Source organism: Anaerococcus tetradius (assembly GCF_947087635.1).
In the GTDB taxonomy this organism is placed as follows: Bacteria; Bacillota; Clostridia; order Tissierellales; family Peptoniphilaceae; genus Anaerococcus; species Anaerococcus tetradius.
Window position 1 is genome coordinate 55,237 of the sequence record NZ_CAMUDP010000003.1, and the last position, 14,693, is coordinate 69,929.

Below are 14,693 nucleotides of genomic sequence, written 5' to 3' on the forward strand. Positions count from 1 at the left end.
AGGGAGGAAAAAATGAAAATTAGTAAAATTATGTCTCTTATCTCAGTCCTAACTCTTTCTTTCGCTCTTACATCTTGTGGTGGCGATAAGGCAAAGGATAACAAGGATGAAGGAGCAAAGGCTCCAGCTGAAACAAGCGAAAAAGCTGACAAGAAAGATGAAAAATCTGAAGATTCTAAGACTGATACTGTTAAGGTAACTATGGTTACAGACGAAGGTGGAGTTAATGATAAAAGCTTTAACCAATCTGCTTTTGAAGGTCTAAATGCTTACAAAGACCAAGGAAAAGTAAACTTCGATTATATCGAATCACACACAGATGCTGACTATCAACCAAACCTTGAGTCTGCCCTAGATAGTGACTCAAATCTTATCCTTACAGTAGGTTTTGCTCTTTACAATCCAACAAGCGAAGCTGCTGAAAAAAATCCTGATCAAAAATATGCTATAATCGACAATGCAAATGTTAAAAACCAAAAGAACCTACTAGGTGTTACTTTTGCTGACCACCAAAACTCATTTTTGGTAGGCTATATAGCTGGTATGAAATCTGAAGCAAACCACGTTGGCTTTATAGGTGGTCAAGTTTCTGACGTAATCGACAGATTTGAATATGGTTTCAGAGCTGGTGTTAAGCAAGCTGCTAGAGAAAAGAATAAAGACATAAAGGTTGACGTTCAATACGCAAACAGCTTCTCTGATCAAGCTGCAGGCAAAAACATAGCTAACCAAATGTATCAAGAAGGTGCTGATGTTGTAATGCATGCTGCAGGCGGAGTTGGTATCGGTGTTAACGAAGCTGCAAAGGAAAATAACAAATGGGTTATCGGTGTTGACCGTGATCAATCTGATGAAGCTCCAGATAATATGTTAGTTTCTACAATCAAGGGTGTTGGCGATGCTGTTCAACTTGTAATTGATGGACTAGCTAAGGGAGAATTTGAAGGTGGTACAACTAAACAATTCACCCTAGCTGATGGCAAGGCAGTTGATATTGCTTATGCTAAAAACGACCTTGTTAGCAAAGAAATCAAAGATAAGGTAGAAGATCTAAGAAAACAAATTATTGACGGCAAAATCAAAGTTCCACAAAACAAAGACGAATTTAAGTCAATGGGATACGATAAGTAGAAAGCAAGGTGGGAAACCTATTTCCTTCTGAGATAGGTTTCCTACTCTTTTTTTATAAATTTTTCTAATTTTATGATATGATAAGTGTAGAAAGTTGTGTAAAGGGGAGTATTAATGAAAAAATATTTTGATAGGGCCCCAGTTGTAAGCATGAGAAATATTACTAAGCGTTTTTTTGACAAGGAAGTTTTGACTAAGATAGACTTCGACCTTCACAAGTGTGAGGTTCACGCTCTCTTGGGAGAAAATGGAGCTGGCAAGACTACCCTTATGAATATTCTCTATGGTATGTTTCCTCCAAGTGAGGGATCTGTTACTATCAATGGAAAAACATTCGCTTCAATGACGCCCAAAAAAGCTATAGAAGCAGGTATAGGTATGGTTCACCAACACTTTATGCTAATTGAACCTTTGACTGTAACGGAAAATATCATCCTAGGTTATGAAAAATCCAAGGGGCTTTTCTTAGATAGGAAACAAGCTTATGCTGAGGTAGAAAAGTTAAGTGAAGAGTATAAGTTATCAATCAATCCTAAGGCAAAGATCGAGGATATATCTGTTGGTATGCAACAAAGGGTAGAAATCCTAAAGGCCCTCTACCATGGAGCAGATATCTTGATTTTCGATGAGCCAACAGCAGTCCTTACCCCACAAGAAATTGTGGAATTTATCGAAATAGTAAATAGATTAACAGAGCTTGAAAAGTCAGTCATAATTATTACCCACAAATTATCAGAAATTAAAGCCATGGCTGACACATGTACTATTATTAGACGTGGTAAATTTATTGATAAGGTAGATGTTTCAACTGTTGACGAGAACATTCTAGCAGAAAAAATGGTAGGACGTGATGTTAGCTTTAATGTAGATAAGAAAGAAATCGAAAGAGGTGGAGTTGTCCTTAATATCGAAGACCTTTGGGTTAAGGATAAGAGGGGAGTCGATGCCCTAAAGGGCCTTAATCTAGAGCTTCACGCTGGAGAAATCCTCGGTATAGCAGGTGTCGATGGCAACGGTCAAACAGAGTTAATTGATGCTATAACAGGGATGACTAAGGCTAATAGGGGAATAGTTAATTTAAATGGAGTAGATATTTCCAAGGCATCTCCAAGAAAAATTCTAGATACTGGCATGAATTCTATACCAGAAGATAGGCAAAAAAGGGGACTAATCCTAGACTATCCTATAAAGGACAATCTAATCCTAGAGAGAGTTAGAAAAGAGCCTTTCTCAACAAAAGGCAGGCTCAACTTCAAAAAAATAGACGAAAATGCAAGGAATTTGGTAGAAAAATTCGATATAAGACCAGCAGATATTAATGAAAAGGCAGTTAGCCTATCAGGCGGTAACCAACAAAAGGTTATTATTGCAAGAGAAATCGCAAACAATCCTGATGTCCTAATAGCAGCTCAACCTACAAGGGGTCTTGATGTTGGAGCTATAGAATTTATCCACCAATACCTAGTTGAACTTAGAAATCAGAACAAGGCAGTTCTTCTTATAAGCTTTGAGCTTGACGAGATAATGGACTTATCTGACAGGATTCTAGTAATCTATGATGGAAAAATCGTAGGAGAGAAAGATCCTAAAAAGACTGACGAGTTTGAGATAGGAAGACTTATGGCAGGAGGCTTAGATGAGTGAGAAAAAAATCAGCAAAAAGAAAATAAATCTTGGATCATCGAGAATACTTTTTACCATAATATCTGTAATCCTAGGCCTTGCTGTTGGAGCCTTAGTTCTAATTGTAGCAGGCTTTGATCCAATAGAAGGCTTCAGAAACTTATTCCTAGGAGTCTTTAAAAGTCCAAGGCACATGGGCTGGGCCATAGTTACATCAACTCCTATCATCATGACAGGCCTTGGTGTATGCTTCGCCTTCCAAACAGGCCTTTTCAATATGGGAGCTGAGGGACAATTTATAGTAGGAACAATTGTGGCCTTCTTAGTCGGCTACAAGCTAAATCTTCCTCCCCTTATCCTTCCTCTAGTTGCTATAATTTTAGCTATGCTAGTAGGGGCAATCTACGGAGCCTTAGCTGGCTTTGTTAAGGCTAAATTCGGTATCCATGAAGTAATTTCAACAATAATGCTTAACTGGATAGCCTTTTACTTGCAAAACTTCATAGCCTATCGCTATAAACAACCCAACTCTATGGGATCTTTTGATGTAAAGGATGCTGCAAAGATTACCCTTTTTACTGATGCAGCCAAAAGATTTAATGGATTCTTCTCTCACTTCTTTAGGGCTCCAATCCATTGGGGAAGCATCCTTGCCATAGTAGCAGTTATAATAGTCTGGTATATCCTAAATAAGACAAGTCTTGGCTATGAACTAAAGGCAGTCGGTCTTAATAGGGAAGCCAGTGAATATGGAGGAATTGATTCAGGAAAGAAAATCGTCCAATCCATGGCGATTTCCGGAGCTATTTGTGCCCTAGCTGGTGTTACTCAAGTTCTTGGTTTTACCTACAATCTTTCTGTCCTATCATCCATGCAAAACTTTGGTTTCGATGGACTGGCAGTATCACTTTTGGCAAGTAACAACCCTATTGGAGTAATCTTTTCGGGACTCTTCTTTGGTTCACTCAAATATGCAGGTAACAACCTACAAAGAGCTATGGGAGTACCAAGTGAGATTATCTCTATAATAATCGGAACAATTATCCTATTTACAGCAATTCCTTTAGTCTTTAGGATAATTAAGGCTAAGCTTAAAAAGAATAAAGCTAATAAGAAAAATAAAAAAGTTGCTGTCGACCTTTCTTATGTAACAGAAAAGATAGAAGAAAACAAGGAGGAAGTGGACAATGATTAACATGACAATACTAGCTCTGATTATAGGAAACACCTTCTCCAATGCGGCTCCTGTCCTACTAACAGGCCTTGGCGGAATGATTTCCGAAAAATCTGGAGTTGTAAACATAGGCCTTGAAGGAATGATGACCATAGGAGCTCTTACGGGAGCAGTAGCAGGCTACTACCTAGGCAATCCTTGGCTAGCCTTCCTAGCAGGTGGTCTTGCTGGTGCGATTTTTGGATTAATTCACGCATTCGTATCAGTAACTCTTGCAGGAGATCAGACTATTTCAGGTATAGCGATAAATACCCTAGCTCCTGGACTTGCTCTTTTCCTATCAAGACTAATCTTTCAGGGAGCTACCCAAACCCCATCAATACCACTAGAAAATAAGATACCTAGACTCTTTAGGTCTATTTCAGATAGCCAGGTCTTTAACAATATCTTCGGTCAATACGCTACAGTTTACTTATCCCTAATCATGGTTGTAGTCCTATACTTTGTCTTGTATAAGACAAAACTAGGCCTTAGAATAATAGCTGTAGGTGAACATCCTAAGGCAGCTGAAACCCTTAATATAAATGTAAGTAGAGTAAGATACCTATGTGTAATATTTTCTGGTTTTATGGGAGGCCTAGGTGGTGCGAGCATGTCCCTTGCAGTAGTATCAAGCTTCTCACCAACCCTAATAGCAGGTCAAGGCTATATAGCCCTAGTAACAGTAATCTTCGGCAATTGGAAACCACAAGGTGTTGTGCTAGGATCCTTATTCTTCGGTCTTGCCCAAGCCATAGCAACCTATCTAGGATCAAAAAACATAGCTATACCAATAGAGTTTATATCAATGATTCCTTATATAGCAACCCTACTAATTCTTATAATATTTAAGGGCAGAAGCTATGCACCAAAGGCTAGCGGTAAGCCTTATCTAACCCTAGAGGACGTATAAATAGGGAGTTAGGAGAAATTATGAAATGTAAATTTTGTAAAGAAGAAATAGTTGATGATAGTAAATTCTGCCCCTCCTGTGGCAGAAGGCTAGATGATGATGATAAACTAGATTACGAAGATGAAGAAAATCAAACAGAAGAAAATGTAGATAACTCTGATGAAAATCAAGAAGAATTAAATACTGATCAAGATGAAGAAGAAAACTCAGATGAAGAAGACTACGATGATGAAGATGAAATCTACAAGGATATAAATGAACTTCTAGAAGAACTAGGCCCACCTAGGGAAAATAAGATTGGAAAAATCATAGGCTTTGCCCTAATTGCTATAATAGTAGCTTCCCTTGCCTTTCTAGGCATAAAAAAATACAAGGACTCACAAATAAAAGACGTAAGCGTGGATTTAAGCTACTATCTTGATATAAAAGCCGAAGGAGAAAGTGGTGCTGCAAGTCTTGATATCAAACTTAACAAAGCATCTTTTGTAGCAGACTTTGAAGGAAGAATCTATAACAAGAAAACTAAAGAAGTCGTATCAAGCTCAAGGCTTATAGATGACATAGAAAAAACTATGAGATATGCCATAAGCAAGGAGCGCAATCTGGAAAATGGTGACGAAGTAAATGTAAGAATTGTACTAAACTACAACAAATACAAGGACTTAAACATAATCTTTGCAGACAAGGGAAAAGATTATAAGGTTGGAGGCCTCAAAGAATCAGCCAAGGATATCCAAGCTCCAGAAGAAGACAAAAAAGAAGAAGATAAGAAAAAGGAAAAAGAAAAGGAAAAAAAGGAAGACAATTCCGAGCAAAATTCCGACAAGAAAAAAGAAAAGTACGATAAATATATAAAAGACCACATCAAGGGCAACTCTACTATATCCATAACAAGCTCAGAGCTAATGGGTAAGGCTATAAAATCCAAAGATGAGATTTATGTATATAAAATCAGAGCAAAAGAAAAACTTGGTCAAACAACCAAGGCCTTCGACTACTATGTTGGTCTCCATGATAAGGGAAGAAATGTCGAACTAATAAAGGGGAGCTTGACTCATAGGAGCTTAGACGAAAAAGAAAACACCCTCTATGACATAGACTATGAAGGCTTCGCCCTAGTAGATGATCTCTTATCAAGCATAAACAATGGCAACCTCAAAATCAAGGACTTGATCTACTATGATAACTTCAAGGCCAAGGAATCCATGGCAGGCTACTACTTCTTGGAAGGCTACACACTTTTCCTAGATAACGACAAAAACGTAAGACTAATAAACGGTCAAAATGTCTATACTGGCAAATGGTCAAAAAACGACAAGACAGTAAGCCTAGACATCAAATCCTACAGCCCAGAGCCAATCAAGGCCAACATAGCAGGAGATGAACTAGAATTTGACGCAGACGTATTCAAATAAGACCAAACAAAGGGACTTGCAAAAAGCAAGCCCTTTTAAAATACAAAAAAACAGAGAGAAAAGCTGGCTAAATACTATAAGTAGGGGTGAAAGGATTCTAGACTTCGAGCCTCACCTTCTCAAAGCCAATAGCTGCCAACATAACAATAAAAAAAAGCCAGGCCTATGGCCTGGACTTTAATATGGTCGGGGTGAAAGGATTCGAACCTTCGACCTCATGTTCCCAAAACACGCGCGCTACCAAGCTGCGCCACACCCCGTCATCAACTGACTATTACATTATACGACAGTTAAAATTACTTGTCAAATCTTTTTGAAAAATTCTTTAGATTTTTATTAATTTCTTACTTTCCCAGAGGATAATCTGTTATAATGATACCATAAGGAGATTAAAAATGAAAGTCAAAAAGTATTTTTCTTATTTACTTATTCTTTTCTTATTTCTTTTTAGCTCTTGTAAGTTAATTAGTGGTGGTGAGGTTCACTTTGATTCAAAGAAGTTAGAGGAAAGTTCTGGACAAACTAATACTGATAAGCTTACTTATGATAAAGACAAATCTTATTATAGTTTGGAAGATGTGACCGGCTATCTACTTGAATATAAAAAGCTTCCTCCGAATTATTTGACCAAGAAACAAGCGCAAGCCTTGGGCTTTAAGCCTAGGGAGGGTAATCTTTGGGATGTTACTGATAAGGGTGTTATTGGTGGAGATTATTTTGGAAATTATGAAGAGAAACTCCCCAAGGCTAAGTACAGGGAGGCCGATGTCAATTATTCAGGTGGCAGACGTGGACCTGATAGGATAATTTATGATGAGGATTTTAATGTTTATTACACTAAGGACCACTATAAGACTTTTGAAAGGATAAGGCCATGATAGATATAGATGCTAATTTGTTTTTCGATAAGGATACTTTTTATGAAATTTTCAATGAGAATTTTGATTTTGCTTATAGGGTAGATAATCTTGATGCCCTTTTCGATCAATTGCTTTATGTCGATAAGCCCTTTAGGATAAGTAATTACAAGATGATTTTTACTAATCTTGGTTCTTATGGTGATAAGCTTATGAGGGTCTTAATGGATGCTGTCAAGATGTACGATTTGGATATAGATTTTATTAGTTGAGGTGTTATGATTTATAGGTCAAAACAAGAAGAAATGAGAGATTTCCTTGCCTTTGAGATTATTTCGGGCAAGCTAAAGAATGGGGATAAGCTTTATGCCAAGAAGTTTTTTACTAACAAGTTTAAGGTTAATCCCTCCTATGTGGATGAAGCGATAGAGATGATGCTAAAGGCAGGTTTTATCGAAAAAAGGCTAGATTATTATTATCTAAGCTTTGATGCTCAAGTTTTAGCTCGTCTTAAAGATGAGTTTGCCAATAAGTTTATTAATGAGTTTTTGGATAAGATGGATCTTCTATCCTACGATATAGAAGATGCTCTTAACTTGCTTAGATTGAGGAGTATGGCTAATGGATAAGATTATTAGTATAAATAATTTAACAAAAAAATATAAGAATGCTATAGCTATTGATGATTTGAGTCTTGATATTGAAAAGGGTAGGGTTCTTGGCCTTCTTGGTCCTAATGGCTCTGGCAAATCGACCCTCATTAAGTTAATAGTTGGACTTTTGAGAAAGGATAAGGGAGAAATTCTTATTGATTCTAAAAAACCAGTCCTTGAAACTAAGGCTATGATTTCTTATTTGCCAGATTCCTATTATCTTTATGAGAGACTTACTGTTAGAGAAACTCTTTGTATGTATGAGGATTTCTACAAGGATTTTGATAGGAAGAGGGCTGATATGCTAATCGAATATCTAAGGATTCCCCTTGATAAAAAGACCAAAGACCTATCTAAGGGACTTAGGGAAAGGCTTTTGATTAGTCTTAATCTTTCAAGAGACGCCGAGATTTATATAATGGATGAGCCGGTAGATGGGGTCGACCCAGTTGCCAAGCAAGCAGTTCTTGATGCTATCATAGATAAACTTTCTAGCGATAAAACCTTTATCATAACTACCCACCAGATAAAAGATTTAGAAAACCTCTTTGAGGATGTGGTCTTTCTCGATAAGGGCAAGGTCCTTCTTCACAAGAAGGCAGCTGATATTAGAAGGGACTATGGCATGGACATAGCTGATTATTACAAGGAAGTGTATGGACATTTATGATTAAATTTATTAAATACGACCTAAAAACTAACAAGACTTATATAACTACTATCTTTGCTATCCAGATTTTGATAATGCTTGGGATATTTTTATTGACAAGGCTTACTTCCTTGAAGATATTTTTGGCAAATAGGCAAATCACAGATATCTTATTTATATCAAGTATAATATTTTTTGTAGGAATAAATTTTATCTTTGCTATTAATTACCTATACAAGGATTATTTTACCAAGAGATCTATGCTTAGCTTTAGTCTGCCAATATCGACAAGGACTATTGTTCTATCAAAAATTTTGGGCCTTTCGATCTTTTATTTACTTACGGGCTTTTTCTTTAGTATTAGTCTTGACCTTCTTGGCTACGATATAGGGGGAGATTTTATCTACTACCTAGTCTTTGGTCTAAGCTTATACAATCTCCTAGCCCTTGCCCTAAATCTTAACATGGCGAGGACTCGTTTTACTGGAAAAGTATCCTGGTTGGGCATGCTAATAAGTCTAGCCCTTCTTATAATTCCAGCCATAGGCCTTACTCATTTCAAAGCCCTTATCCTAATAGATGGAGCCTTGGTAAGCCATTCAGGCATGGACCTTGCCTTTATTTTTCCCTTTGCCATAGGAGATGATGGCCTATATAAAATAATAACACCCCTTGTATATTATCTGCTAGCAGACTTAGTTTTATATCTAGTAAATGTTAAATATATAGAAAGAAATCTTGATTTATCCTAGGAGGCTTATATGGGAGAAATTAATGAAGTAAAAGAATTAATAAGAAATTCTAATAACATAGTATTTTTTGGAGGAGCTGGAGTATCTACTGCATCAGGAGTTCCTGACTTTAGGTCAGCTACTGGCCTTTACAACAGGGAAAACAAATCTGACTATTCTCCAGAATATATGCTTAGCCATGAATTTTTCGTAAATCATCCTGACAAATTCATGACCTATTGCAAGGAAAATTTAATGCTAGATGGCATAAAGCCAAATGCTTGCCACTATGCCCTTGCTAAACTTGAAAAAATGGGTAAGCTAAAGGCAGTTATAACTCAAAACATAGACAGCCTCCACCAAGAAGCGGGAAGCAAAAACGTAATCGAGCTTCATGGCAACCTTCGTGATTATTATTGCACAAGTTGTGGCAAGGCCTTCGATCTTTCCTATGTCAAAGCCTTCAAGGACTTAGTCAAATGTGATTCTTGTGGGGGTCTTGTTAGACCAGACATAGTCTTGTATGGAGAAGGGCTAGACCAAAACAATATAAGCTATGCAATAAATCTTATAGCAAACGCCGATGTTCTCATAGTAGGAGGAACTTCCCTAGTTGTCTATCCTGCTGCAGGTCTTTTGGATTTCTATAGGGGCAATAAGCTAGTATTAATAAACCAAGATCCAACAAGCAGGGATAATAGGGCGGATTATGTGATAAAAGGTGACATATCCAAAATCATGGATGAATTAGTAAGGGGATTAGATGAATAATAGAGCTGGAATTGATGAATATGGAATATTTTTGATATGGGCGGGAATAATTGTAAGTCTTATATCTTTTGCTATAAGCAGTAAAATATTAAGCACGATTTCCTTACTCATAGTCTTCTATGCACTTTTTAGGGTCTTATCAACCAATAAATACCAAAGGCTCATGGAAAATAGAAACTTCAAAGAAAAATTTCTAGATCCTATAAAAAGTGAGCTAAAAATCAAAAAGAAAAACAAAAAAGACAAGACTTACAAATATATAAAATGTCCAAATTGTAAACAAGAGTTGAGGATTCCAAAAAATAAGGGTAAAATAAAGGTCAAGTGTCCTAAGTGCCAACATAAATTTGATGCTAGAAGTTAATTTTAGCATCTTTTTTGAAAAAAATTTTTAAAAACTTCCAAGATATGGTAACGTTTCTCTAAAAAATATGCTATACTAGTAATAAAGTTAAATATTTTAAATAACTTCGTTTTACTAACTAATAATTAGCATAGAACTTACTATTTTCCCTTACAAAAAAAGTAACGAAAACTGTGCGAAATCCTTTATTACGCTGTATTGTAATGAAGATTTAATTATTGTATAATTCAAACGAAAGGGGATTAAAATATGGAAAGAATAATTGGAACAGTATCAATGGGTCTTAGAGCCCCAATAATCAAAGAAGGCGACGATCTAGTTACTACAGTTTTTGATGTAGTAAAAAAAGCAAGCGATAAGGGAGACATTAAATTACGCGACAAAGATGTTGTATGTGTAACAGAATCCCTAGTTGCTCGTTCTCAAGGTAACTATGTAACAATAGAAGATATTGCAAAAGATGTCAACAATAAGTTTGAAGGTGATGAGCTAGCAATCTTATTCCCAATCCTAAGCAGAAATAGATTTTCTATCCTCCTAAAGGCCTTTGCCCTAACAGGAAAGAAACTTCACATCTGCCTATCTTACCCACAAGATGAAGTAGGTAACTGGCTAATGGATGAGATGGATTTGTTTAACTCTGACATTAATCCTTACCAAGATGTTTTGGATATAGACCAATACAAGAAACTTGCTAAAGACTACAAGCATGAATTTACAGGAATTTCTTATCCAGACCTATATAAGGAAATTGCACCAAACTCAGAAATCCATTTTCTAAACAATCCAGTTGACGCTCTAAAGTTCACAGACCAAATCCTAGTATCATCAATCCACACTAGAAATCTTGTAAAAAGAAAACTAGAAGAAAATGGTGCAGGTAAAGTCCTAAAATTAGATGAAATAATGACAAGTCCAATTGATGGATCAGGCTACAATGAAAAATACGGTCTATTAGGATCTAACCTATCAACAGAAAATAAGGTTAAACTCTTCCCAAGAGATGGACAAATTTTTGTAGATAGCTTACAAAAAAGACTAATAGATGAATTTGACAAGAAAATTGAAGTTATGATCTACGGTGATGGAGCCTTCAAAGACCCAGTAGGAAAAATTTGGGAGCTTGCTGATCCAGTTGTTTCCCCAGCTTTCACAGATGGACTTTTGGGAACACCAAATGAAATCAAGATTAAATATATAGCCGATGCAGAACTAACTGGCCTAAGTGGTGAAGATAGGGATGAGGCTATTAGAGAAAAAATTAGCCACAAGGCTGAAAAGCTTATAGGCAAAAACGAAACCCTTGGTACAACTCCAAGACAAATCACAGACCTACTAGGATCTCTTTGCGACTTAACTAGTGGTTCAGGAGATAAGGGAACACCAATCGTTCTAATCCAAGGATACTTCGACAACTACTCAGATAAATAAGGAGTAAAAATTGCAAACTAGTTCTGAGCATGGAGCAAAAAAACACAAATATTCAATAAATTCCTACTTAGAAGATAGAAATAGGAGAATCTACAATCACGACCCTATGAGTAAGCAAAAAAGGATATTTTTAATGAGCTTCGCAGCCATATTCATGGCCTGCGGAACTCATTTCTTCAAATATCCCAACAGCTTTGTAATAGGTGGAGTTGAAGGAATGAGTATTATAGCAAGTATGTTTGTGCCTTTCACTAGGCCTCAGCTAACCTTGTTCATAAACTTAACCCTTCTAGTGATTGCTTTTTTTATCCTAGGTAAAAAATTCACCCTCAGAACTGGCTATGTAGCAATTCTAAACTCGCTTACAGCCTTGCTTCTTGATAAGATAGTTCCTATTGATGGAACCCTTACCAACAACACCATGCTTGAGTTATTTTTCACTCTGATAATGAGCTCGGTCGGCTCTGCTATCTTGTTTAACATAGCAGCAAGCTCTGGTGGAACTGATATTATAGCCATGATAGTTAAGAAATATTCCCACCTAGAAGTAGGAAAGTCCCTTCTTTTCGTAGATTCACTCTTTACTTGTGCATCAATTTTGGTCTTCGGTATAGAAATCGGACTATTTTCTATCTTTGGTTTATTAATCAAGGGTCTTTGCGTAGATATAATAATCTCATCTATGAATCAGGCTAAGATGTTTATAATAATCACATCTAAGACTGAAGAGATAGGTCATTTTATAAAAGATGACCTAAACAGGTCTGCAACTGTCCTAAAGGCCAAGGGGCTTTATATGGGTAGGGATTTTTCAGTTTATCTATGCACGACTAGCAAGATGGAAGCACCGAAATTTCAAATATTTATCAAAAATATCGATCCTCATGCTTTTATAACTATAGTAAATACATCTACAGTTATGGGTAAGGGCTGGTATCAAACAGATGAGTTATCTGACGAATAAGAGTCTTCGGGCTCTTTTTTATTTTGAATAAAATATGTAAGGAATTTGAGTTTTTAAGCTTTTAAGTGTAAGATAATCGTAGGAGAATGTGAGGAAATTATGAAAAAAAGATATAAATTCCTCCTAAGTCTTATCCTTCTTGTTATGCTTTCTATTTTTTGTGCTGATTTTACCCATGCCTCGGATGAAGAAAATCCGCCTTCAAATACAAAGGTTGAAACTAGCGAAGGAGAAGGCCAAGGAGATGGAAAAGATAAGATAATAATAACAGAAGAACTGGAAACACCTAAAAATAAGCAGGCTTACCCAATAAAAGATTCTCTTCCAAGTGATAAAAAGCTCAAGCAAGAAGCGAAAACTCGTGAAACAGACAAAAAGAAAGAAGAGCTAAGCCCTAAAGAAGATAAGACAAAGCCAAGTGATAAGGAAGCGAGTAAGGATAATTTAAAAAAGGGCGGAGAAAAGGGAAGCTTGACGGATAGAAATATCCCCCAAGAAACAACGGATAAGAAAAAAGAAAAATCCGAACAAGAAAAAAATCCTGCAAATAGCAAGGATGAAAATGTTCCAATAACAACATCAAGTAGCACTGGTTTAGATAGCCAAACTTCAGAAAACTCAAATAGTGAATATTTATCAGAAGATGACTACAAGAAGGACTATCTTGAGAATCAAAAAAATGATACCCTCCTCCTAGAAATAGGTCCAAACGAAGATAGAAGTAAGCTCAATCCAATAAAAATCGAAAAGAAAAAAAAGAACAATTATGAAGCTCCAAATGGAAATAGGATATACATCCACCTTCTTGGAGTCTTTATCCTATCCCTTACTGCTTTAATCCTACTTAAAGTATTAAGGACGAAAAAAGCCTGATACTGAACTGACCTTTCAAAGTTAGCTTTTTGGTCTAACTTTTGGGGTAAGTCCATACACAGGCTTTTTTCGTAAAAAATTTTATTAAATAATCAAAAATTATTCGGCTTCTGTACAAAAAACTATTCAGCTTCGAACATATCTTTTGTAGCGCCACAAACTGGGCACATCCAATCATCTGGAAGTTGGTCAAATTCTGTGCCTGCTGCTATACCATTATCTACATCACCTTCAGCTGGGTCATAGATGTAACCACATGCTGTACATACATATTTCATATTAGAATGTCTCCTTTCATTCATTTTGCTTCTTTATTATACCCTATATTTATAAGTAAACATCGTTTTCTTTAGTTTAATAAGAAAAAATAGCTTATAGGGATTTAAAAAAAATTTAGTTAAAAAGGGCTCCTAGGAGCCCATCATTCGATAGTTATTTAGCTTCGAACATGTCTTTGCCAACACCACAAACTGGGCAAGTCCAATCTTCTGGAAGTTGGTCAAATTCTGTACCTGCTTCGATACCGTTATCTACATCGCCTTCAGCTGGGTCATAGATATAACCACATGCTGTACATACATATTTCATATTAGAATGTCTCCTTTCATTCATCTTACACCTATATTATACCACCTTTATCTAATTTATAAACATTCTTTCTTTAAATTCATTTTTAAAGATATATTTTTTTAGAACTGGGTATGTATTAACTAGGAGAAAAATATGGATATTATAAGTTGCGAGATAAATACAGATATCAATTCTATAAAAAAATTTAATAATGAGGCCTTGGAAGTCATAAAAAGGAGATTTGACGACAAGGACTTTGTCTTTAAACTAAGGCTTATCTTGGATGAACTTATAATAAATTCTTACAAGCATGGCAACAAGAAGGTCTTCGATAGAAAAATCAACTGCCTAGTCCTAGTTGATGATGACTATTGCCTAGTAAAGGTTAAAGACGAGGGAGCTGGTATAAATATCAAAAATAGTGACGATCCTTTGGCGGAAAATGGCAGGGGGATTATGCTTGTCAGTGCCATATCCGATGAGCTTGTAGTTGAAGAAAATGTAATTGCTGCATTGGTTTTTTATAAATAAGAGC

At 36.2% G+C, this 14,693-nt stretch carries 18 protein-coding genes and 1 tRNA gene; 16 read left to right on the top strand and 3 right to left on the bottom strand.

Annotated features, from left to right (window positions below):
* Positions 1–12 precede the first annotated feature (12 nt).
* The 5 genes from P6936_RS01625 (at position 13) to P6936_RS01645 (ending at position 6,295) form a co-directional block, all read left to right on the top strand.
* A complete protein-coding gene (locus tag P6936_RS01625) occupies positions 13–1,131 on the top strand; it encodes a BMP family lipoprotein (RefSeq protein ID WP_276880653.1) in 1,119 nt (372 codons plus the stop codon).
* A gap of 114 nt (positions 1,132–1,245) precedes the next feature.
* Positions 1,246–2,775, top strand: a complete 1,530-nt coding sequence (locus tag P6936_RS01630; protein ID WP_276880654.1) for an ABC transporter ATP-binding protein — start codon at positions 1,246–1,248, stop codon at positions 2,773–2,775.
* Entirely contained in the window at positions 2,768–3,949 is a 1,182-nt protein-coding gene (locus P6936_RS01635; RefSeq protein WP_060929103.1) for an ABC transporter permease, read from the top strand. The genes P6936_RS01630 and P6936_RS01635 overlap by 8 nt, the downstream gene beginning before the upstream one ends.
* Positions 3,942–4,880 (top strand): ABC transporter permease, encoded by a 939-nt coding sequence (locus tag P6936_RS01640; protein ID WP_004836798.1) that lies wholly within the window; start codon positions 3,942–3,944, stop codon positions 4,878–4,880. Before P6936_RS01635 ends, P6936_RS01640 begins: the two co-directional genes overlap by 8 nt.
* Before the next feature lie 20 nt (positions 4,881–4,900).
* Positions 4,901–6,295: a zinc ribbon domain-containing protein gene (locus P6936_RS01645; protein ID WP_276880655.1), complete on the top strand. Its 1,395-nt coding sequence runs from the start codon at positions 4,901–4,903 to the stop codon at positions 6,293–6,295.
* Between the two features lie 183 nt (positions 6,296–6,478).
* On the opposite strand, the gene P6936_RS01650 is transcribed toward P6936_RS01645, so the two are convergent.
* A tRNA-Pro gene (locus P6936_RS01650) sits at positions 6,479–6,555 on the bottom strand.
* A gap of 135 nt (positions 6,556–6,690) precedes the next feature.
* Here P6936_RS01650 and P6936_RS01655 point away from each other — a divergent pair.
* The 10 genes from P6936_RS01655 (at position 6,691) to P6936_RS01700 (ending at position 13,588) form a co-directional block, all read left to right on the top strand.
* Positions 6,691–7,173 (top strand): ribonuclease domain-containing protein, encoded by a 483-nt coding sequence (locus tag P6936_RS01655; RefSeq protein WP_276880656.1) that lies wholly within the window; start codon positions 6,691–6,693, stop codon positions 7,171–7,173.
* Positions 7,170–7,424, top strand: coding sequence for a barstar family protein (locus P6936_RS01660; protein ID WP_276880657.1), 255 nt, complete (start codon positions 7,170–7,172; stop codon positions 7,422–7,424). Before P6936_RS01655 ends, P6936_RS01660 begins: the two co-directional genes overlap by 4 nt.
* 6 nt (positions 7,425–7,430) lie before the next feature.
* Positions 7,431–7,781 carry a GntR family transcriptional regulator gene (locus P6936_RS01665; protein ID WP_276880658.1) on the top strand — a complete coding sequence of 117 codons (351 nt, stop codon included), beginning with the start codon at positions 7,431–7,433 and terminating at the stop codon, positions 7,779–7,781.
* Positions 7,774–8,475, top strand: coding sequence for an ABC transporter ATP-binding protein (locus P6936_RS01670; protein WP_276880659.1), 702 nt, complete (start codon positions 7,774–7,776; stop codon positions 8,473–8,475). The genes P6936_RS01665 and P6936_RS01670 overlap by 8 nt, the downstream gene beginning before the upstream one ends.
* Complete coding sequence (locus P6936_RS01675; protein WP_004836803.1) at positions 8,472–9,206, top strand: hypothetical protein; 735 nt, start codon at positions 8,472–8,474, stop codon at positions 9,204–9,206. The genes P6936_RS01670 and P6936_RS01675 overlap by 4 nt, the downstream gene beginning before the upstream one ends.
* Positions 9,207–9,215: 9 nt before the next feature.
* Positions 9,216–9,956, top strand: coding sequence for an NAD-dependent protein deacylase (locus tag P6936_RS01680; RefSeq protein ID WP_276862791.1), 741 nt, complete (start codon positions 9,216–9,218; stop codon positions 9,954–9,956).
* The gene (locus tag P6936_RS01685) at positions 9,949–10,320 is read left to right on the top strand and encodes an MJ0042-type zinc finger domain-containing protein (RefSeq protein ID WP_004836805.1); all 372 of its coding nucleotides are present in this window, start codon (positions 9,949–9,951) and stop codon (positions 10,318–10,320) included. Before P6936_RS01680 ends, P6936_RS01685 begins: the two co-directional genes overlap by 8 nt.
* Before the next feature lie 249 nt (positions 10,321–10,569).
* Complete coding sequence (locus P6936_RS01690) at positions 10,570–11,751, top strand: coenzyme F420-0:L-glutamate ligase (protein ID WP_060929271.1); 1,182 nt, start codon at positions 10,570–10,572, stop codon at positions 11,749–11,751.
* Positions 11,752–11,761: 10 nt separating this feature from the next.
* The gene (locus P6936_RS01695; protein ID WP_276862792.1) at positions 11,762–12,715 is read left to right on the top strand and encodes a YitT family protein; all 954 of its coding nucleotides are present in this window, start codon (positions 11,762–11,764) and stop codon (positions 12,713–12,715) included.
* Between the two features lie 99 nt (positions 12,716–12,814).
* A complete protein-coding gene (locus P6936_RS01700; protein ID WP_276880660.1) occupies positions 12,815–13,588 on the top strand; it encodes a hypothetical protein in 774 nt (257 codons plus the stop codon).
* A 122-nt stretch (positions 13,589–13,710) separates the two neighbouring features.
* Here the strand turns inward: P6936_RS01700 and rd (P6936_RS01705) are convergent, their stop codons facing one another.
* Both rd (P6936_RS01705) and rd (P6936_RS01710) read right to left on the bottom strand, forming a co-directional pair.
* Positions 13,711–13,866, bottom strand: a complete 156-nt coding sequence (gene rd, locus P6936_RS01705) for a rubredoxin (protein ID WP_060929269.1) — start codon at positions 13,864–13,866, stop codon at positions 13,711–13,713.
* Positions 13,867–14,020: 154 nt separating this feature from the next.
* Positions 14,021–14,176 (bottom strand): rubredoxin, encoded by a 156-nt coding sequence (gene rd, locus P6936_RS01710; protein WP_040349421.1) that lies wholly within the window; start codon positions 14,174–14,176, stop codon positions 14,021–14,023.
* Positions 14,177–14,311: 135 nt separating this feature from the next.
* Here rd (P6936_RS01710) and P6936_RS01715 point away from each other — a divergent pair, with 135 nt between their 5' ends.
* Complete coding sequence (locus tag P6936_RS01715; protein ID WP_004836811.1) at positions 14,312–14,689, top strand: ATP-binding protein; 378 nt, start codon at positions 14,312–14,314, stop codon at positions 14,687–14,689.
* The last annotated feature ends 4 nt before the right edge of the window (positions 14,690–14,693 follow it).